This window comes from Sphingobium sp. (assembly GCF_032153725.1).
Classification (GTDB): domain Bacteria; phylum Pseudomonadota; class Alphaproteobacteria; order Sphingomonadales; family Sphingomonadaceae; genus Sphingobium.
Genome location: NZ_JALDYQ010000080.1, coordinates 1 through 19,914, shown reverse-complemented (window position 1 = coordinate 19,914; position 19,914 = coordinate 1). Strand labels below are relative to the sequence as shown.

General features: G+C 62.6%; 19 protein-coding genes, 1 tRNA gene and 1 pseudogene. 13 read left to right on the top strand and 8 right to left on the bottom strand.

What is annotated here, in order from left to right:
* Positions 1–78: 78 nt before the first annotated feature.
* Both purT and purL read right to left on the bottom strand, forming a co-directional pair.
* Positions 79–1,247 (bottom strand): annotated as a pseudogene (gene purT, locus RUH75_RS19990) (formate-dependent phosphoribosylglycinamide formyltransferase).
* Between the two features lie 95 nt (positions 1,248–1,342).
* Positions 1,343–3,532 (bottom strand): phosphoribosylformylglycinamidine synthase subunit PurL, encoded by a 2,190-nt coding sequence (purL, locus tag RUH75_RS19985; RefSeq protein WP_313808944.1) that lies wholly within the window; start codon positions 3,530–3,532, stop codon positions 1,343–1,345.
* A 106-nt stretch (positions 3,533–3,638) separates the two neighbouring features.
* On the opposite strand from purL, the gene RUH75_RS19980 reads away from it, so the two are divergent.
* On the top strand, positions 3,639–4,067 hold the full coding sequence (locus tag RUH75_RS19980) for a DUF805 domain-containing protein (RefSeq protein ID WP_313808943.1): 429 nt from the start codon (positions 3,639–3,641) through the stop codon (positions 4,065–4,067).
* A 111-nt stretch (positions 4,068–4,178) separates the two neighbouring features.
* Here the strand turns inward: RUH75_RS19980 and RUH75_RS19975 are convergent, their stop codons facing one another.
* Entirely contained in the window at positions 4,179–4,559 is a 381-nt protein-coding gene (locus RUH75_RS19975; protein ID WP_313808942.1) for a hypothetical protein, read from the bottom strand.
* A 168-nt stretch (positions 4,560–4,727) separates the two neighbouring features.
* On the opposite strand from RUH75_RS19975, the gene RUH75_RS19970 reads away from it, so the two are divergent.
* The 5 genes from RUH75_RS19970 to queA all read left to right on the top strand — a co-directional run bounded on the left by RUH75_RS19970 (position 4,728) and on the right by queA (position 8,353).
* Positions 4,728–4,988, top strand: coding sequence for an exodeoxyribonuclease VII small subunit (locus RUH75_RS19970; RefSeq protein ID WP_313808941.1), 261 nt, complete (start codon positions 4,728–4,730; stop codon positions 4,986–4,988).
* 26 nt (positions 4,989–5,014) lie between these two features.
* Positions 5,015–5,923: a farnesyl diphosphate synthase gene (locus RUH75_RS19965; RefSeq protein ID WP_313808940.1), complete on the top strand. Its 909-nt coding sequence runs from the start codon at positions 5,015–5,017 to the stop codon at positions 5,921–5,923.
* A 4-nt stretch (positions 5,924–5,927) separates the two neighbouring features.
* Positions 5,928–6,440 (top strand): pantetheine-phosphate adenylyltransferase, encoded by a 513-nt coding sequence (gene coaD, locus RUH75_RS19960; protein ID WP_313808939.1) that lies wholly within the window; start codon positions 5,928–5,930, stop codon positions 6,438–6,440.
* A gap of 92 nt (positions 6,441–6,532) precedes the next feature.
* Positions 6,533–7,297, top strand: a complete 765-nt coding sequence (locus RUH75_RS19955) for a peptidylprolyl isomerase (protein ID WP_313808938.1) — start codon at positions 6,533–6,535, stop codon at positions 7,295–7,297.
* 27 nt (positions 7,298–7,324) lie between these two features.
* On the top strand, positions 7,325–8,353 hold the full coding sequence (queA, locus tag RUH75_RS19950; protein WP_313808937.1) for a tRNA preQ1(34) S-adenosylmethionine ribosyltransferase-isomerase QueA: 1,029 nt from the start codon (positions 7,325–7,327) through the stop codon (positions 8,351–8,353).
* Positions 8,354–8,521: 168 nt separating this feature from the next.
* On the opposite strand, the gene RUH75_RS19945 is transcribed toward queA, so the two are convergent.
* On the bottom strand, positions 8,522–9,382 hold the full coding sequence (locus RUH75_RS19945) for a LysR family transcriptional regulator (protein ID WP_313808936.1): 861 nt from the start codon (positions 9,380–9,382) through the stop codon (positions 8,522–8,524).
* 89 nt (positions 9,383–9,471) lie between these two features.
* Here RUH75_RS19945 and RUH75_RS19940 point away from each other — a divergent pair, with 89 nt between their 5' ends.
* Positions 9,472–10,617: an isovaleryl-CoA dehydrogenase gene (locus RUH75_RS19940; protein WP_313808935.1), complete on the top strand. Its 1,146-nt coding sequence runs from the start codon at positions 9,472–9,474 to the stop codon at positions 10,615–10,617.
* Position 10,618: 1 nt separating this feature from the next.
* Here RUH75_RS19940 and RUH75_RS19935 read toward each other — a convergent pair whose 3' ends face one another.
* Complete coding sequence (locus tag RUH75_RS19935) at positions 10,619–10,957, bottom strand: DMT family protein (RefSeq protein WP_313808934.1); 339 nt, start codon at positions 10,955–10,957, stop codon at positions 10,619–10,621.
* Positions 10,958–11,002: 45 nt separating this feature from the next.
* On the opposite strand from RUH75_RS19935, the gene RUH75_RS19930 reads away from it, so the two are divergent.
* The 4 genes from RUH75_RS19930 to RUH75_RS19915 are packed head-to-tail and all read left to right on the top strand — an operon-like array spanning position 11,003 to position 15,784.
* Complete coding sequence (locus RUH75_RS19930) at positions 11,003–12,604, top strand: carboxyl transferase domain-containing protein (protein ID WP_313808933.1); 1,602 nt, start codon at positions 11,003–11,005, stop codon at positions 12,602–12,604.
* Entirely contained in the window at positions 12,601–14,499 is a 1,899-nt protein-coding gene (locus RUH75_RS19925; protein ID WP_313808932.1) for an acetyl/propionyl/methylcrotonyl-CoA carboxylase subunit alpha, read from the top strand. The genes RUH75_RS19930 and RUH75_RS19925 overlap by 4 nt, the downstream gene beginning before the upstream one ends.
* Positions 14,499–14,951 carry a MaoC family dehydratase gene (locus RUH75_RS19920; RefSeq protein WP_313808931.1) on the top strand — a complete coding sequence of 151 codons (453 nt, stop codon included), beginning with the start codon at positions 14,499–14,501 and terminating at the stop codon, positions 14,949–14,951. Before RUH75_RS19925 ends, RUH75_RS19920 begins: the two co-directional genes overlap by 1 nt.
* Positions 14,948–15,784 carry a CoA ester lyase gene (locus RUH75_RS19915; protein WP_313808930.1) on the top strand — a complete coding sequence of 279 codons (837 nt, stop codon included), beginning with the start codon at positions 14,948–14,950 and terminating at the stop codon, positions 15,782–15,784. The genes RUH75_RS19920 and RUH75_RS19915 overlap by 4 nt, the downstream gene beginning before the upstream one ends.
* Positions 15,785–15,835: 51 nt before the next feature.
* On the opposite strand, the gene RUH75_RS19910 is transcribed toward RUH75_RS19915, so the two are convergent.
* Entirely contained in the window at positions 15,836–16,753 is a 918-nt protein-coding gene (locus tag RUH75_RS19910; RefSeq protein WP_313808929.1) for a DUF2171 domain-containing protein, read from the bottom strand.
* 232 nt (positions 16,754–16,985) lie between these two features.
* Between RUH75_RS19910 and RUH75_RS19905 the strand changes: the two genes are divergently transcribed.
* Positions 16,986–17,061, top strand: a tRNA-Ala gene (locus RUH75_RS19905).
* An 89-nt stretch (positions 17,062–17,150) separates the two neighbouring features.
* A complete protein-coding gene (locus tag RUH75_RS19900; RefSeq protein ID WP_313808928.1) occupies positions 17,151–18,971 on the top strand; it encodes a site-specific integrase in 1,821 nt (606 codons plus the stop codon).
* 54 nt (positions 18,972–19,025) lie between these two features.
* Here RUH75_RS19900 and RUH75_RS19895 read toward each other — a convergent pair whose 3' ends face one another.
* Together RUH75_RS19895 and RUH75_RS19890 are read right to left on the bottom strand one after the other, a co-directional pair.
* The gene (locus tag RUH75_RS19895; protein ID WP_313808927.1) at positions 19,026–19,493 is read right to left on the bottom strand and encodes a hypothetical protein; all 468 of its coding nucleotides are present in this window, start codon (positions 19,491–19,493) and stop codon (positions 19,026–19,028) included.
* 3 nt (positions 19,494–19,496) lie between these two features.
* Positions 19,497–19,914 (bottom strand): hypothetical protein (locus tag RUH75_RS19890; protein ID WP_313808926.1); only part of this gene is annotated, 418 nt, incomplete at its 5' end.

Genomic DNA, 19,914 nt, shown 5'->3' with positions numbered 1-19,914 from the left:
GGACTGGGTTCCTGCCTGCGCAGGAACACGGTGCGCTTCAAGGAATGCTCAGCTAAGCCGACCGTCCACCTTCCACCCCTATTCGCCGTAAACGATCCGTACCCTGCTTGCAGCTTCCGCCGCGATGGCGCGCGCCTTGTCGGCATCATCCGCCAGAGCCAGCGCCACGCCCATGCGGCGATAGGGGCGAGTCACCGGCTTGCCGAAAAGGCGCAGGTCGACTTCCCCGCCCGGCGTTGAAAGCGCGTCGGCCAGTCCTTCGAGCCGGAAGTGGTCCGACTCCCGGTCGGCCAGCACGACCGCCGACGCCGCCGGGCCACGCAGTGCCACTTCCGGACCGGCAGGCCCAGAATGGCCCGCGCATGCAGGTCGAACTCACTGAAATTCTGGGAGATCAGCGTGACCATGCCCGTGTCATGCGGCCGGGGCGACAGTTCGGAGAAGATGACGTCCTCTCCCTTCACGAAGAACTCCACGCCGAAAATGCCATAGCCGCCCAGATTATCGACGACCTTGCGCGCCATGTCCTGGGCCGCGGCGAGAGCGGCATTCGACATGGGCGTAGGCTGCCAGCTTTCCTGATAATCGCCACGTTCCTGCCGGTGGCCGATGGGCGGGCAGAAACTGACGCCCTCGCGGCCGCGCACGGTCAGCAGGGTGATCTCATAGTCGAAGGCGATGAATTCCTCCACGATCACGCGGCTGCGGTCGCCGCGCATATTGGCGACGGCATAGTTCCAGGCGGCTTCCAGTTCGTCAGCGTTGCGGACCGTGCTCTGGCCCTTGCCGGAGGAGGACACGACCGGCTTGATGACGCAGGGCAGGCCGGTATGGTCGGCCCCGGCCAGCACTTCCTCCAGCGTTTCGGCATAGCAGTAGCGTGAGGTGCGCAGGCTCAACTCGACCGCCGCGACTTCGCGGATGCGGTCGCGGTTCATGGTCATGATGGTGGCGCGGGCGGAGGGCACGATGGTCACGCCGCGTGCCTCGAAATCGGCCAGAACCTCCGTGCGGATCGCTTCGACTTCCGGGACCACCAGATCGGGTTGATGTTTTTCGATGGCCTTTGCCAGCAGGTCGGCGTCGAGCATCGAAAAGACCTCGAACCCGTCCGCCACCTGCATGGCGGGCGCGCCGGCATAGCTGTCGCAGGCGATGACCTGCGCGCCCAGTCGTTTGGCGGAGATCACGAACTCGCGGCCCAGTTCACCCGAGCCGAGGAGGAGGATCTTCGCGGTGAAGGGCATGGAGGAACTCCCGCTAAGTGTAAATTGCCGTCTCAAGAGAGCGGTAATCCAACCCCCTCCGTCATCCCCGGCTCAAGGCCGGGATGACGATGACGTTAAATCTCTGCACTCATCAGCGCCGGGAAGAAGCCCTCATGCGCGCTGCGCAGGGTCGCCAGCGCCACGCTGGCCACCCTGTCGCCGCCGGTAGTGCCGATGCGAACTGCGCCCGGAATGTCGACGCCCTGAGCGGTGGTTACGATGTATCGGCCCTGATCCTCGCCAAAGGCGCTTGCGGTCGTGAGCGCGATGCTCAACTCCACGCCGATGCCGCCAGCCAGCGCCATTTCCGCCACGGCCACGAGCAGGCCGCCGTCGGAAATGTCATGCACCGCATTGACCTTGCCTTCCGCGATCAGCGCGCGAACCGCCTCGCCATGGGCACGTTCGGCGGCCAGATCGACCTTGGGCGCGTCGCCCGCTTCGCGGCCCGCAATTTCGCGCAGCCAGATCGACTGGCCGAGATGCGTGCCCTCTCCGCCGATGAGCCAGATCGCGTCGCCCTCATTTTTGAAGGCCACGGTTGCCATCACGTCGACGTCCTTGAGCAGGCCTATGCCGCCGATCGCTGGGGTCGGTAATATGGCCGAGCCGCCGCCGGTCGCCTTGGACTCATTGTAGAGGCTGACATTGCCCGACACGATCGGGAAATCGAGCGCGCGGCAGGCGTCGCCCATGCCCTCCAGACAGCCGGTGAACTGCGCCATGATCTCCGGCCGCTGCGGATTGGCGAAGTTGAGGCAGTTGGTGACGGCCAGCGGCGTCGCGCCGACCGCGCTGATGTTGCGATAGCATTCCGCGATGGCTTGCTTGCCGCCTTCATAAGGGTCCGCATAGCAATAGCGCGGGGTGCAATCGGTGCTGATCGCAATGCCCTTTTGCGAGCCATGGACGCGCACCACAGCCGCGTCGCCGCCGGGGCGCTGCACCGTGTCGGCGCCGACCATATGGTCATATTGCTCCCAGATCCAGCGGCGCGAGGCGATGTCGGGCGAACCCATCAGCTTCACGAGGTCCGCACCGATGTCGGCACTCTCCGCAATCTCGCCCAGCGGCTGGACGCCCGACCAAAGCTTGTACTCGTCCTTCGGCATGGCCGGACGGTCGTAGAGCGGCGCATCGTCGGCCAGCGGGGCGAGGGGGATGTCGCACACCGTCTCGCCATGATGGACCAGCACCATGCGGCCCCCATCTGGACCACCTTCGGTAACGTGGCCGATCACCGCGAAGTCCAGTTCCCACTTGCGGAAAATGGCTTCGGCAAAGGCTTCCTTGCCCGGCTGAAGCACCATGAGCATGCGCTCCTGTGACTCCGACAGCATCATTTCATAGGCCGTCATGCCGGTTTCGCGCTGCGGCACGGCGTCCATGTTCAGCTGGATGCCGACGCCGCCCTTGGACGCCATTTCCACCGAGGAGGAAGTGAGGCCCGCCGCGCCCATATCCTGAATCGCGACGATGGCGTCCGATGCCATCAGTTCAAGGCAAGCCTCGATCAGCAGCTTTTCGGTGAAGGGATCGCCGACCTGCACGGTGGGGCGCTTCTCTTCCGAATCCTCGCCAAAGTCCGCCGAGGCCATGGTCGCGCCATGGATGCCGTCGCGACCGGTCTTCGACCCAACATAGACGATGGGATTGCCGATGCCGGACGCGGCGCTGTAGAAGATCTTGTCCGTTTCCGCGACGCCCACGGTCATCGCGTTGACCAAAATGTTGCCGTCATAGGCGGGGTGGAAGTTCACTTCGCCGCCCACGGTCGGCACGCCGACGCAATTGCCGTAGCCGCCAATGCCATGCACCACGCCGGCGATGAGATGCTTCATCTTGGGGTGATCCGGACGACCGAAACGCAGCGCGTTCATGTTCGCCACCGGCCGCGCGCCCATGGTGAACACGTCGCGCAATATGCCGCCAACGCCCGTCGCCGCGCCCTGATAGGGTTCGATGTAGCTCGGGTGGTTGTGGCTCTCCATCTTGAAGATCGCGGCCTGGCCATCGCCGATATCGACGACGCCCGCATTTTCGCCGGGGCCGCAAATGACCTGCGGCCCTTCGGTCGGCAGCTTCTTCAGATGGATTCGCGAGCTTTTGTACGAGCAATGCTCCGACCACATCACCGAGAAGATGCCGAGTTCGGTGAGGTTCGGTTCCCGGCCAAGCGCGTGCAGGACGCGATCATATTCTTCCGGGGAAAGCCCATGTTCGGCGACGACCTGGGGCGTGATCTGGGATGCGGTGCTGGACATGAGCGCGCCTTTAGCGGGGGAGCGCCCGATAGACAATGCTGACGCTCACCGGCCCTGTGAAAACATGATAGCGTGCGTGCGTTGGAAACCCAAAAGGGAGGTCCGCATGGAATGGATGCTGTTGCCGTTGCGCCGCTACGCCCAATTTTCCGGCCGGTCGCGGCCCCGGGAATTCTGGATGTTTGCCCTGTTCCTGTTGTTCTGCTTCATCATCCTGTCGGGGGTCGAAACGATGCTTGGCCTGACCACGACCGATCACTGGTTCCAGCGCGGTCCCTGGTGGGCGAGTGCGGGTTACAGCACGCGCGGCGGGCCGCTCACCGGGCTGTTCGCGCTGGCCATGCTGATACCGAACATCGCGGTGTCCGTCCGCCGGCTGCACGATGGCGATCGCAGCGGCTGGTGGCTGCTGATCGTCTTCTTCCCGATCATCGGCAGCATCGTCTTGCTGATCTTCTTCATCATGGGCGGCACGCGCGGCCCCAATCGCTTTGGCCCCGATCCGGTTGAGGTGGGGGAGCCGGAGCTGCGTTGATATTATGACCGTCATTCCAGCTTCCGCTGGGATGACGATGTTATTTCTGTGTCAAAAGAAAAAGGCCGGCCTCCATAGGGAGCGCCGGCCCGAACTTGCAGGAAAAACTGATCAGGCCTTGCAGCTCAGCGCGCTCTTGCCCGGCAGGGTGGCGGTGATCTGCTTGCCCGAACCCTCGACCTTGTAGCCTTCGGCCTCGAAGGGCTGGCCGGCTTCGGCGGCGGTCAGCTTGGTCGGGGCGCCGGTCTTTTCAGTGCGCAACTGCGCCGTCTTGCCGTCGCTCATGAAGTCGACGAACAGCAGGCTGTTGTCCTTGCAGCGATACTGACGGCTGGCCTGAACCGAAGGCGGCAGCTCGATCGGCGCGGCGTTGGCCAGCTTTTCCGCCATCGGATCGGCGGGGCCGCCCACGACTTCGGGTTCGTCATTCTTGTTGCAGGCCGACAGCAGCGTCAGCGCCGCGGCGGAGATCAAGGGGAGATAATATTTCATAGCGGTCCTTCTATGTGCACTAGCTATGCCCAGCGTCAACGCAAAATTGCCGCAAGTCCTCCAGCGCCCTGTTCTGACGTCATGACATTTTCATGACGATAAGCCGGAATTGGCGGGAGAAAGCCATGCGGGCTTGACCGGGCGGGCAGGGGCGGCCAATGCAGGAACATGGCGCAAGACAGCACGATACAGCAGGCCGATCCGTCGCAAATGTCGTTCGAGGATGCGCTGCGCGCGCTCGAATCGATCGTCCGGCGGCTGGAGAGCGGGGACGTGCCGCTCGACGAATCCATCTCGCTCTATTCGCAGGGAGAGGAATTGCGGAAGCGTTGCCTGGAACAGTTGCAGGCGGCCGAGGCCCGCATCGCCAAGCTGACGATTGATGCCGGCGGCGCCGTGACGGGCGCGCAGCCCTTCGGCGCGGACTAAGTGCGAAGCATTTGGGAGAGGCGGCCATGAGCGGAGCCGACTCAGCCCTGTCGCTGGTTGCCCGCCGGGCCGCGGCTCTCGCGGGGGAAGTCGACCGGCTTTTCGACGCGCTGCTGGCTATCCCGGACGATCCCCGCAGGCGCCTTTATGAAGCGATGCGTCATGCGGCGATGGATGGCGGCAAGCGTCTGCGCCCGCTGTTGGTGCAGGCGGCGAGCGACCTTTTCAACATATCGCGGGATTCGGCGTTGCGCGTCGGCGTCGCGGTCGAGTGCATCCATGTCTATTCACTGGTGCATGACGATCTGCCGGCCATGGATGATGACGATCTGCGGCGCGGGAAACCCACGGTTCACAAGCTTTTTGACGAGGCGACCGCGATCCTGGCGGGCGATTGCCTGCATGATCTGGCCTTTGAAGTGCTGGCGGACGAGGAAACCCATCCCGATCCCTTCGTCCGTGTCGAGCTGGTGAAGGCGCTGGCCATCGCCAGCGGCACCAACGGCATGGCAGGGGGCCAGATGATGGATCTGGAGGCGGAAAAGGCGAGCTTCGACCTGCCCACCGTCACGCGGCTCCAGCAATTGAAGACCGGCGCGCTGATCGGCTTCTGCGTCGATGCGGCGGCGATCATGGCGCGTATTCCGCATGACGCGCGCACCCGCCTGCATGGCTATGCGCGGGACATCGGCCTTGCCTTCCAGATCGCGGACGACCTGCTCGACGTGGAGGGTGACGCCGCGCTGGCCGGCAAGGCGCTGGGCAAGGACGCGGCGGCGGGCAAGGAAACCTTCGTCTCGCTGCTGGGCGCCGAACGGGCGCGCGAGCAGGGGCAAATGCTGATAAAGCAGGCCAAGGCGCATCTCCATGGCTTCGGGCCGGAGGCTGACTTGCTGCGCGCCATCGCCGACTATATCGTGGAAAGGGATCGTTAGGGGCATGAGCAAGCAGAGGGTGGGGGTTTACCCCGGCACGTTCGATCCGATCACCCTGGGTCACATGGACATCATCCGCCGTGGCGCGAAGCTGGTCGACAAGCTGGTGATTGGCGTCACGACCAACATCTCCAAATCGCCCATGTTCTCCGACGAGGAACGGCTGGACATGGTTCGTCGCGAATGCGCCGGGATCGATGCGGAAATCGTCGTCACCGGGTTCAACTCGCTGCTGATGGACTTTGCCGAATCGCAGGGGGCCAGCGTCATCATCCGGGGCCTGCGCGCCGTCGCGGACTTTGAATATGAATATCAGATGGCGGGCATGAACCAGCAGATCAACTGCCGGGTCGAGACGGTTTTCCTGATGGCGGACGTGTCGTTGCAGCCCATCGCCTCGCGCCTGGTCAAGGAAATCGCGCTTTACGGCGGGCCCATCCACAAATTCGTCAGCCCGTCCGTGCGCGATGACGTGGAGGCGCGAGTGGCGAAGCTCGGCCTGAAGGGGCAAGGATAACAGCCACTCAGCCTTCGTTCAGTTGCCAATCGCGAAGAGGGCGCTATCAGAGGCTACTTCGCACCTGGGCAAAATATAGGAAAGCTTCATTCATGCGGTTCACGTCGGCGCTCAAGACCGTGACGATCGGTTTCGCTCTTTATGCTTCGAGCGGTGCGGCTCTGGCCCAGGGCGGCCGCAATGCCGAAGAGGCGAAGAAGGAAGAGGCCGCCGTCCGTGCCGAACAGACGGCCAAGCAACTGGGCCTTGATCCGGCAACCAAGCTGCCGCCCGCCACCGTGCCGGTCGATCCGCAGAATGTCTGGGATCTGGACCTGTCGAGCGGGGGGCGCGTCCGCATCCAGCTGCGCCCCGATATCGCGCCTGCCCATGTCGAGCGAATCAAGGAACTGACGCGTCAGGGCTTCTACAATGGCCTGAAATTCCACCGCGTGATCCCCGGTTTCATGGCGCAAGGCGGCGATCCCAAGGGCGACGGCACCGGTGGTTCGACGCTTCCGGACCTGAAGGCGGAGTTCAACCCGATGCCGCATCTGCGCGGCACCGTCTCCATGGCCCGCGCGCAGAGTGAGGACAGCGCCAACAGCCAGTTCTTCATCGTCTCCCTGCCGCGCATGCAACTCGACAAGAAATATACGGTTTTCGGCCGCGTGATCGAGGGCATGCAATATGTCGACGCGATCCATCAGGGCGAACCGCCGGCCGATCCGACGCTTATCCTTCAGGCGTCGATCGAAAGCGACGGCAAGCCGCCGGTGACTGCGCTGCCGACGCCACCCGCGCCACCCGCCCCGTCGATCATCGCTCCTCCGGCCAAGGCGTCCGCCAAGAAGCCGGTTGCGCCGAAGAAGAAGTAAACCGCCCGGTTCGCCGGGGCACCAGCCATGCGCGTAGACCTGTTCGATTTCGACCTGCCGCCCGAGTGCATTGCGCTTCGGCCCACTTCGCCGCGGGATGCGGCTCGCCTGCTGCTGGTGTCCGGCGATGCGCCTTTCGAGGACCGCGTGGTGCGCGACCTGCCCGGCCTGCTGCGCGCGGGCGATGTGCTCGTGTTCAACGATACCAGGGTCATCCCTGCCCAGCTTGAGGGCATGCGCGGCAATGCGAGGATCGGCGCGACGCTCCACAAGCGCCTTGGCCTGCGCCAGTGGCAGGCCTTTCTGCGCAACGCCAGGCGGGTGCGCGATGGCGACCGGATCGATTTCGGCAACGGCGTCACCGCGCGGGCCGGCCCGCGCGACGAGGATGGCGGCGTCACGCTGAGCTTCGAGGGAGAGGAGCCGGTGGAAGTGCTGCTGGAGCGGGCGGGACGGATGCCGTTGCCACCCTATATCGCCAGCAAGCGCCCCACGGACGAGCGCGACCGCAGCGATTACCAGACCATGTTCGCGCGGGAGGATGGCGCGGTGGCGGCACCCACGGCGGCGCTGCATTTCACGCCGGGACTGCTGTCGATGCTGGGGGAGGCGGGCGTGAAGACGGAAACGCTGACCCTGCATGTGGGGGCCGGAACTTTCCTGCCGGTGAAGGCGGATGATACGGACGATCACCGGATGCATGCCGAATGGGGTCGGATCGACCAGGCGGCGGCGGACCGTCTGAATGCGGTGCGTCAGGCGGGAGGACGCGTGATCGCTGTCGGCACGACCAGCCTGCGCCTGCTGGAAAGCGCGGCCGGGGAGGATGGCATCATTCGCCCCTTTGCTGATGAGACACGGATATTCATCACGCCGGGCTATCGGTTCCGGTCGGTGGACGGGTTGATGACCAATTTCCACCTGCCCAAATCGACACTGTTCATGCTGGTAAGCGCCTTGATGGGGCGGGAGCGGATGCAGGCGGTCTATGCCCATGCGATTGCGCGGGGGTATCGTTTCTACAGCTATGGAGACAGTTCGCTGCTGTTGCCTTGAGTGGCTGTATTGGGTGGATTCTTGCCATTACAGCTTCGTCATCCCGGACCTGATCCGGGATCCCGCTTTTCTTCTTGAGCGCACATCTGAAAAGGTAGCGGGACCCCGGAGCAAGTCCGGGGCGACGGATAACAAATGTCCAACTTTGGCTACTTCTGATCGTTCTCCCTATTCCCGCAAAGCCGCCACCAATGCCGCCAGCATCGGTGCCTCGCGCAACCCGGTCGCTCGCGCCCCATAGATCAGACCGACACAGCGCCGCTCGCCGAAATCCTTGAGCGCCACCCGCGCCATGCCTGGCCAGCGATAGCTGTCGGGCATGACCGTGATGCCCAGCCCCGCCGCGACCATCTGCATCACCCGCTCGTCATTGGTCGAGCGGAAGGCGAAATGGGGACGGACGCCGCGATCGACGAAATAGCGGCTGGTGGCGGATAGCGCCTCGCAATGGCGGCGGACGATCATGGTTTCGGCCGCCAGTTCTTCCGCCGTGACCGTCTTCCGCCCCGCCAGCGGGTGGCGATCGGACATGGCAATGCCATAGCCTTCCTCTATGATCTGCTGCGTGGCGAAGCGGTCCATGCCGGGCCGGATGAGGCTCAGGGCCACGTCGATCCGTTCCGCGTCCAGCCGCCCCAGCAATTCCCGCTCGCTGCCGGGAACGAACTCGATCCGTCCCCGTTCCGACGCTGCGACATTTGCAACGGCTTGGGCGGCCACTTCGCCCGGGATGCTCAGCAACAGGCCGATGCGGAGCACGGGCGCCTGTGCCGTCTGCTGCCCTGCCAGCTCCGCCAGGTTGAACTCCCGTTCGATCCGCCGGGCATGGATGAGCAGCCGCGCGCCCGCTTCCGTCAGTTCGACCCGCTGGTTGCTGCGCAGGAAGAGTGGTGCGCCGACGGCCTGCTCCAGCTTGGCGATGCCGACCGAAAGCGTTGGCTGCGACACCAGGCAATTCGCGGCGGCGCGGGAGAAATTGCCCTGGTCCACGACGGCGAGGAAATAGCGGAGCAGATAGCGTTCGATCATAGATGAAGCCTATACACTGACCCGCGTGATTTCAATTTTTCTCGGGTCACGTTGATCGATAGGATGCGCGGGACGAAGGAGAGCTTGCCATGACCGATTTCGACTTCGCTCTGGGCGAAAATGCGGAGATGATCCGCGAAACCACCGCCCGCTTTGCGGCTGACCGCATTGCTCCTCTGGCGGCGGAGATCGATGCCAAGGACTGGTTTCCGCGCGAATTATGGCCTGAAATGGGCGCGCTGGGCCTGCACGGCATCACGGTCGATGAAGCTGATGGCGGCCTTGGCCTTGGCTATCTGGAACATGTCGTGGCGCAGGAAGAGGTGGCGCGGGCATCGGCCTCCATAGGTCTGAGCTATGGCGCGCATTCCAATCTCTGCGTCAACCAGATCCGCCGCTGGGCCACGGCGGAGCAGAAGGCCCGCTATCTGCCCAAGCTGATTTCCGGCGAGCATGTCGGCTCGCTGGCCATGTCGGAAGCGGGGGCGGGGTCGGACGTCGTCTCGATGAAGCTGCGCGCGGAGAAGCGGGGCGAGCGCTATATCCTCAACGGCACGAAATTCTGGATCACCAACGCCCCTTATGCGGACACGCTGGTCGTCTATGCCAGGACCGGCGAGGGGTCGCGCGGTATTACCGCCTTCCTGATCGAGAAGGATTTCAAGGGTTTTTCCATCGGCCAGAAGATCGACAAGGTCGGGATGCGGGGTTCGCCCACGGCGGAGCTGGTCTTCGACGATTGCGAAGTGCCGGAGGAGAATGTGATGGGGCCGCTCAACGGCGGCGTCGGCGTGCTGATGTCGGGCCTCGACTATGAGCGCGCGGTGCTGTCGGGCATCCAGTTGGGCATCATGCAGGCCTGTCTCGATGTGGTGCTGCCCTATGTGCGGGAGCGCAAGCAGTTCGGTCAGCCGATTGGCGCTTTCCAGTTGATGCAGGCCAAGGTGGCGGACATGTATGTCGCGCTCAACAGCGCGCGGGCCTATGTCTATGCCGTGGCGCGGGCATGCGACATGGGCAAGACGACGCGTTTCGACGCGGCGGGCGCGATCCTGCTGGCGAGCGAAAATGCGATGAAGGTCGCGCTGGAGGCGGTGCAGGCGCTGGGCGGGGCCGGTTATACGAAGGACTGGCCGGTCGAACGCTATATGCGCGATGCCAAGCTGCTCGACATCGGGGCGGGAACGAACGAGATTCGCCGGATGCTGATCGGCCGCGAGCTGATCGGCGCGTGACTCAGTTGCGGCCCACGAACAGGAAACCGACCGCTGCCATGATGCAGAGGAAGGCGGCCAAATGGCGCCAGTGCAGCGGTTCGCCCAGCACCGTCACCATGAAGCCGCCGAAGATCAGCAGCGCAATGGCTTCCTGCGCGATCTTGAGCTGGCCCGCGCTCCACCCGCTGGTGAAGCCGATGCGGTTGGCGGGCACAGCGAAGCAATATTCGACGAAGGCGATGCCCCAGCTGATCAGGATGATGGCGAACAGGGGTTTGTTCATGCCGCCCTTCAGATGCCAGTACCAGGCGGTGGTCATGAAGAGATTGGATATGGTGAGGAGCAGAATGGTCGGCATGGATGGCCTCGGATATGCGAAGAAATCGCAGGGGAGCGCAAGGGCATGAGTGCGCCGGTGCTTGATACGAAAATTTCGGCGGAGGGCGAGGGCTTTCGCGCCAACGTCGCGCATAACCGTGCGCTGCGGGATGAGTTGCACGCGAAAGTGGCGCAGGCGGCGCTGGGCGGAAGCGAGACGGCGCGGGCCAAGCATGTGGCGCGCGGCAAGCTGCTGCCCCGCGACCGGGTGGAGCGGCTGCTCGATCCGGGTAGTCCGTTTCTGGAAATCGGCCAGCTGACCGCCAACGACATGTATCATGGCGAAGTGCCCGGCGCGGGCATGATCGCGGGCATCGGGCGGGTGTCCGGGCGGCAGGTGATGATCGTCTGCAACGACGCGACGGTGAAGGGCGGCACCTATTATCCGATGACCGTGAAGAAGCATCTCCGCGCGCAGGAGATCGCCTTGGAAAACCGCCTCCCTTGCGTCTATCTGGTCGACAGCGGCGGCGCGAACCTGCCCAATCAGGCGGAGGTCTTCCCGGACAGGGAGCATTTTGGCCGCATCTTCTATAATCAGGCGCAGATGTCGGCGCGGGGCATTCCGCAGATCGCCTGCGTCATGGGCAGTTGCACGGCGGGCGGCGCCTATGTTCCCGCCATGTCGGACGAGACGGTGATCGTGCGCAATCAGGGGACGATCTTCCTCGCCGGACCGCCTTTGGTGCAGGCGGCGACGGGCGAGGTCATCAGCGCCGAGGATCTGGGCGGCGCGGAGGTGCATGGCCGCCGCTCCGGCGTGGTCGATCATGTCGCGGAGAATGATGAGCATGCGCTGACGATCGTGCGGGATATCGTTTCGACGCTGCAACCCGCGCCGGAGATCGACATCAACCTGCGCGAACCGAAGGCGCCCAGATATGATACCGAGGAGCTGTACGGCATCATTCCGCAGGATGTCCGCGCGCCTTATGATGTGCGGGAGGTGATCGCCCGCATCGTCGACGGCAGCGAGTTCCACGAGTTCAAGGCGCTGTACGGCACCACTTTGGTCTGCGGCTTCGCCCATATCTGGGGCATGCCGGTGGCGATCCTCGCCAATAATGGGGTGCTGTTCAGCGAGAGCGCTCAGAAGGGCGCGCATTTCATCGAACTCGCCTGCCAGCGGCGCATTCCGCTGTTGTTCCTCCAGAACATCTCCGGCTTCATGGTCGGCGGCAAATATGAGGCGGAAGGCATCGCCAAGCATGGCGCCAAGCTGGTGACGGCGGTGGCGACGGCCAGCGTGCCCAAGATCACGGTGCTGATCGGCGGCAGCTTCGGCGCGGGCAATTACGGCATGTGCGGCCGGGCCTATGGACCGCGCTTCCTCTTCACCTGGCCCAACAGCCGCATCTCCGTGATGGGCGGCGAGCAGGCGGCGAGCGTGCTGGCGACCGTCCACCGCGATGCCGCCAAATGGACGGTGGAGGAGGCGGAAGCCTTCAAGGCGCCGATCCGCCAGAAATATGAGGATGAGGGCAATCCCTATCACGCCACCGCCCGCCTTTGGGACGATGGGGTGATCGACCCCGCCCAGACCCGCGACGTGCTGGGCCTGGCCTTCGCCGCAACGCTCAACGCTCCAGTCGAGGAGGCGCCCCGGTTCGGGGTGTTCCGCATGTGATCCAGTCCCTGCTCATAGCCAATCGCGGCGAAATCGCCTGCCGCATCATCCGCACCGCCCGACGTCTGGGCATCCGCACCGTCGCGGTCTATTCCGATGCCGACGCCAGGGCGCTGCATGTCAGGCAGGCCGATGAGGCGGTGCATATCGGGCCATCGCCGGCGCGCGAATCCTACCTGATCGGGGAGCGGATCATCGCCGCTGCAAAGGCGACGGGTGCTGAGGCGATCCATCCCGGCTACGGCTTCCTCTCCGAAAACGCCGCCTTCGCGCAGGCGGTGATCGATGCGGGCCTGATCTGGGTCGGTCCCAATCCCTCCAGCATCACCGCCATGGGGCTGAAGGATGCAGCCAAGAAGCTGATGGCCGATGCCGGGGTTCCGGTCACGCCCGGCTATCTGGGCGAGGATCAGAGCCGCGAGCGCCTGAAGGCCGAAGCCGACGCCATCGGCTATCCCGTGTTGATCAAGGCGGTCGCGGGCGGTGGCGGCAAGGGGATGCGGCGCGTCGATGCGGCGGCGGACTTTGCCGATGCATTGCTCTCCTGCCAGCGGGAGGCGGCGTCCTCCTTCGGCAATGATCAGGTGCTGATCGAGAAATATATCCTTTCGCCTCGCCATATCGAGGTGCAGGTGTTCGGGGACAGCCACGGTCAGGTGGTGCATCTTTTCGAACGCGACTGCTCGCTCCAGCGCCGCCACCAGAAGGTGATCGAGGAGGCCCCCGCGCCGGGCATGGACGAGGCCACCCGCGAAGCCATTTGCGGCGCGGCGGTGCGGGCGGCGCAGGCGGTGGACTATGTCGGCGCGGGTACGATCGAGTTCATTGCCGATGCCAGCGAAGGCCTGCGCGCCGACCGCATCTGGTTCATGGAGATGAACACCCGGCTTCAGGTCGAGCATCCGGTGACGGAGGAGATCACGGGTGTCGATCTGGTCGAATGGCAGCTTCGCGTGGCAAGCGGTGAGCCGTTGCCGAAAAGGCAGGAGGAATTGTCGATCAACGGCTGGGCCATGGAGGCGCGGCTTTATGCGGAGGACCCGGCCAAGGGCTTTTTGCCCAGCCCCGGCAAGATCGACCGGTTGCTGTTCGATACCTGCGCCCGCGTGGAGACTGGGGTTGAGGAAGGCGATACCGTCAGTTCCTTCTACGACCCGATGATCGCCAAGGTCATTTGCCATGGCGAAGATCGGGAGAAAGCGTGCAACGATCTGATCCGCTGGCTCGACAGCAGCTTCGTGGGGCCGCTGCACACCAACAAGCCGTTTTTGCACGCTTGCCTTTCCATGGCCGATTTTGCCGAGGGCCGCCTCGACACTGGTCTGATAGAGCGGCAAGGGGAAGCGTTGACGGCCATCAATGGTCCATCCGACCGGGCGCTCGCGGCCGCGGGGCAGCGTTTTCGCAGGGACTGGCTCGATCATAGCGATTGGGAAGGGCGTCCGTTTCGCGAAGGACTGTTCGGTTTTCGCCTCAATAGGTTGCCGACGACCAAGGTCGACCTGTTCGTGGATGGCCGCCATGCCATCGCGGATGCGAAATCGGGCGATCTGCGCACCGGCCTTTGTTCCGACATGGAACGGGACGGTACGATCATCGTCACCGAAGCCGGGCAAAGCTGGTTCTTCAGCCAAACCCCGCCGGTAAAGGCTGGCGGGGCGGCCGCATCGGACGGCGCGATCCTCTCCCCCATGCCGGGCCGGATCATCGCCGTTGCCGTGGCCAAGGGCGACAGGGTGGCCAAGGGCCAGAAGCTGGTCACGCTGGAGGCGATGAAGATGGAGCATAGCCTGACCGCGCCCTTCGACGGCGTGGTGGCGGAACTGGATGCCAGCGAAGGTGGTCAGGTCAGCGAAGGCACGCTGCTGGTGCTGGTCGAGCGGGGAGAGGATTGATGGCGGGCCGCTATTTTGACGATTGGCGGATCGGGGACCGGATCGATCATGAAATACGCCGCACGGTGACGGAAACGGACAATCTGCTCTTTTCGACCATGACCCATAATCCGCAGCCGCTGCATCTGGATGTGGAGGCGGCGAAGGCCTCTGAATTCGGCCAGATTCTTGTCAACGGCACCTTCACCTTCGCGCTGATGGTGGGGCTGTCGGTGGGCGACACCACGCTGGGCACGCTGGTCGCCAATCTTGGTTATGATAAGCTGGTCATGCCCAATCCCGTTTTCATCGGCGACACCATGCGCGCGGAAACCGAAGTGACGGACCTCAAGGAAAGCCGTTCGCGCCCCGAAGCGGGGATCGTGACATTCACGCATCGGCTCTATAACCAGCGGGACCAAATCACCTGCCAATGCCTGCGCATGGCGCTGCTCAAGAAGAGGCCTGCATGAAGCTCCGTTCGTTGCTTTTCGTTCCCGGTGACCGTCCCGAGCGCTTTGCCAAGGCGGCGGCCAGCGGCGCCGACGCGATCATACTCGACCTTGAAGATTCGGTCGCGCCGGAGCGGAAGGCCTTTGGACGGGAAGCGATTGCGGAATGGCTGGCCTCGCCCCGTGATATCGTGGCTTTCGTTCGGGTGAATCCGCTGGACGGCGATCATACCCGCGCGGATATGGCCGCCGTGCTGCCTGCGGCGCCCGACGGGATCATGCTGCCCAAGGCCGAAGGGGCGGCGAGCATCCAGGCTTTGACAGGCTTGGCCGATGGCGCGCATGTGCCGCCGATCCTGCCGATCGCCACCGAAACGCCCGCCGCCATTTTCGAGCTGGGCACTTTTCGGCAGGTGGGCGATCGGCTGGCGGGCCTGACCTGGGGCGCGGAGGATTTGCCCGCGGCGGTCGGCGCCTCTACCTCGCGTGAGGAAGATGGCCGTTACACCGCGCCGTTCGACATGGCGCGCAGCCTGACCCTGTTCGCCGCCCATGCAGCGGGCGTCCCCGCGATCGACACGGTTTTCCCGCGGATCGAGGCGATGGACGATCTCAGGGCCTATGTTGGGCGGGCGCGGCGTGACGGCTTTACCGGCATGATGGCGATCCATCCGGTTCAGGTCGCGGCGATCAACGAAGGTTTCACCCCGACCGAGGCCGAAGTGGCGCGGGCAAAGGCGGTGATCGAGGCGTTCCGGGCGAATCCCGGCGCCGGCGTGTTGAAGCTCGACGGCAAGATGATCGATCGTCCCCATCTCATCCAGGCGCAGCGGGTGCTGGCCGCTGCGGAATAGGGAAAGGGCCCGACCTTGCGGCCGGACCCTCTTGCATGTGCATGGCGGATTTTATCGGTATCGACCTTTTTCATAAGTCGAACTGGTGCCGCTGTAACGATCATTGCCCTCATCGTCCCGTGATCCGAACAGCGCCTGCTGTTCGCGCTCGGTGCGCCAGGCCGTCTGCGCTTCGTCCGCTGTCTTTTCCAGCGTGATCTTCTGCGCGTCGACAGACCTTATCCAGGATGACGGGATCGAATGATGCGCGCCGTTGGCATCCTGATCGCTTCTGGTCAGAATGATGCGGTCGCCGCGCAGCTTGTCCACGGTGCCGACATGCTCGCCGTCGCTGCCGACGACTTCCATATGTTCGCGCACCTGCTGGATCGCCGTGCGCTGCTCGCCGCGACGGGTGCGCCAGCTGCCGAATTCATTGTTGAAGCGTTCGCGATGCTCATTCTGATATTCGGCATAGTCGCGGTCCAGCTCATTGATCCGCTGCTGTCGCCATGCATAATAATTGGCGTCATGATGTTCGCCATAGTCATGGGTCGGACCCCAGGCGCGTATGCGATAGCCATGATCCTCGCTGCCAAAGCCGCTGCGCTCGCCGGTATAGGGGGCATAGCCCCGATTGGGCAGGTAGCGGCTGCTGTTGGAGGCTGAAGCATAGCCTATCCGGCTGCTTTGATCCCGCGGATCGCCATAGGGGCGGTTGTAATAATCATCATATGTGCGACGGCGTTCGGCGTCTTCGTCGCCAAACCAGCTCCGGATCTCATCGCCTGCCCGGTCGAAAAAGCCACGTTCGTCGGGATCATAATTTTCGGGCGCGCGTCCCGGACCGCCGAACTGGCCGCGCGTGCCGTAAGGGGAACTCCGCTGGTCCCGCCATTCGCGTTGCGCGCGATAACGGTCCGAATCGCGATCCCAGTCGGTCCAGTTGCGGTCGCTGTCACCATAGCGACGTCCGCCTTGGTAACCCATTTTCCGTCTCCTTGTCTGCTTTCCCACGGCGCCCATCAAGGCGTCGTCAGAGCACCAATGAGATTCCCGCCGCATCGTTCCGGGCGTTACGCAGGAGTAATGTCCCGCCTTTGCCCCGACAGATCGAAAGGGTTCCACGAGCCATTGATCGAGATGGGCAAAGCAGTGCATTTTTTGCGCAAAAAGACCGTTGCATGAGCGCAATCGCTCGCCTATAGGCAGCGCTCCTTACGGGGCCGTAGCTCAGCTGGGAGAGCGCGTCGTTCGCAATGACGAGGTCAGGGGTTCGATCCCCCTCGGCTCCACCATTTTCCAGAAAAGTCCTAGATTTCTGCCAATCGGCGGAAATCTGCGGCTTTTCTTGCCTCTTTGTTACGCGCATGTGTAACACAGGGCCATGGAAGAAATGCCAAAACCGCCATACGTCGTTGAACGTGCGGGTAGCCGAAATCTCTATTACCGCAGGCGCTTCCCTGATGACGTAGCCGCGCATCTGGGCCGGTCGGATTACAATAAGTCGTTGGGCGTGTCCGCGTGGAAAGATGCCGGGGAGCCTGCGCGCAAGCATGAGCGCCAATATCATCTCGCGGTTCAAGCCGCTCAGCGTGAAATCCATGAGGCAAACGAACGGATCAGCCATTCAGCGGCGAGAGAGCAGGGGATAATCGTCCCGTCGCGCATTTCTGCTCCGGTTCGGCCCACCGATCCCTCCCTGCCTTTGCTGACCGATTTGGATGCGCGGCGGATCGCGCGGGATTATCTGTTGGCAGCACGGTCGGAGCTGGACGGGTCGCCTCCCGACGATGCTATGGATGCCCAAGGACGCGATGAATATGTGATGGAGGTCGAAGATCGCATCGCAATGTTCCGTTCTCCAGAAGATACCGGAACGATGCGCGTCGTGCAGTCAATCGAAGCCGACCTGCTGACCAAAGCCGGGATGCGTGCCGATTTCCTTTCGCCGGAGGCGCAATTGCTGCGGGAGCTGGTTCGTCGCGCAGCCTTGCAGATTGCTCAGATGGAGCGCCGCCATCTGGACGGGAATTATTCCAAGGGGTTTGATGACGTTGCCTTTCTGGAGCCTGTCGTGGCGTCTCCGGTCTATTCGCCGTCCTTACGTGCGCGTCAGAGGCGGACCTTCGGCGACGTGCAGCAAGCCTATTTGGACACGATCTTTCGCAAGGGGCAGGCCGAAAAGACCAAGGACCGCTACCGCGCGGAAATTAAGCATATCTTGGCGTTCTTCGGTTCCGAAACGCCCTTGGCGACGCTGACCAAGGCCGCTTGCGAAGGCTTTGCCGAAGTGATTGATAAACTGCCTCCCAATTTCGAGGATTTGATCCGAGGAGGGGCCGATCTTCGCTCAATCGCTGGCAATCGGTTGCCGAACGCTCCCGTCCTGTCATATGCGACACAGGAGAAATATCTGAGCCAGCTATCGCGCTTCTGCGGTTGGGCGAGCGGGCATGACTATATCGCCAAGAACTATGCAGACGGGTTGATGCCCAATGGCAAAAAGCCGGATGGCTCGGTTGCGAAGATGCCTTTCGAGGATCATGAGCTGCAACGCATTTTCCGGCGGCCAATCTATACCGGCTGCCGTGATGATCGCCACGGTTTCAGCGAACCGGGAGATGCTATCATCCGTCGCGCCCGCTATTGGGCACCCGTGATTGGCCTCTTTTCGGGTCTTCGGTGCGGCGAGATTTTGCAGCTAACCCCATCGCATTTCCGCGTCTCTGACGCAGGCACGCCCTTCATCGTCTTGACGAAGGATATGAAGCTCAAGAACAAGAACGCCGAGCGAGAAATCCCCATTCATCCGATGCTGGTTGAGATTGGTCTGCTGGACTGGGTAGGGCGCCGGCGCGGTCGGGCTGAGCAAACCTTGTTCCCAGAGGTGCCGATTAACAAGTATGGCGATGCCAGTTCATGCTTCGCTAAATGGTATCGGAGCGATCTCAAGCATTTCGGTTTGGGCGACCGCCGACCTCTGCTGTCGTTCCACTCATTCCGGCATACATTCAAGCGAGCCTTGGACCGAGCCGATGTGCCGGAAGAGAAAAAGGATGAGTTATGCGGCTGGACGCGCGGTAAGAAGATCGGACGACGCTATGGCAGCGGTCTTGAGGCTGATGTGCTGGCAGAGGCCGTCAGGAACGTGTCATACGGCCTCGATCTCGATCATCTGCGGGCACATAGTTCCCTCGTGGACTGACCGCCCCTCCGGCATCCGAAATCCCTTGCAACCGGTTGCAAGAGGTCGGCCTGTTTAGATGAGGCCGAAATATCTCTGGAGAGATTGATGTGTGATGGGGCTGACGGCAAATTTGCCATGGGGATCGTTAGCATCAAGCCAGTTATTCCATCCGAGAAAATAAGCGTCACTGTCGCCCGTCAAGGCTCTCGTCCGTCGTGTGGTCGCGGACTGGAACTGTCGCACGTTAATTCCGGCTTCGCTTAAAAGGCTGGCTTCGATGACAGGCCCATGTTGTGCGATTATGCGCGCACCAGTTCGGACGTGATCGGGCAAGCCCTCCATCCATTTTGCCATGTGCTTGAATGTGATATCTTCAAGGTTGGAAATATGGATGTCGCGATATGCATCATCAAACGTGGGGGCTGTAAAGGGCACGCGAGTTAGTGGCCGGGCGAGGTTGTCGCGTAGATTTTCAAGAATTTCGGCGCGCGTGCTTTCACTGAACGAAGCCAGATCGTAAGCAGTGATGATGATCAACATTGGCTAAATCCTGAACAAGTCTCTCAGCCCGGCTTGTGTAATGCCTTGCCGATGAACTTCTTTCGCAAGAAATGGATAGCGCCGCTCAAGAAAATTAAATGTAACATCTTCACGTGCATACTCTATAAGTATGTTGCAACGTTCTTGAACATAATTATCATCTTGATTTAGTCGGAGTGAGTTTATCGTATGTGATACCTTTACTCGTACATCGTGATTGAGTGCGGGATTTGCACGCAATAAGCAAGAAGGAATATCTATAAAGAACCAGTCATTTTGCACCTCGAATGGATCGAGAATGTCGGTTTGGTTGCCCTTGGAGCTATTCACGCGCCCACTAGATAAGCGAAAATTATTCCATTCATAAGCAAGATTGGGGTGAATTGCTTTTGGATGAAAATGATCTACTGACCCCTGTTCG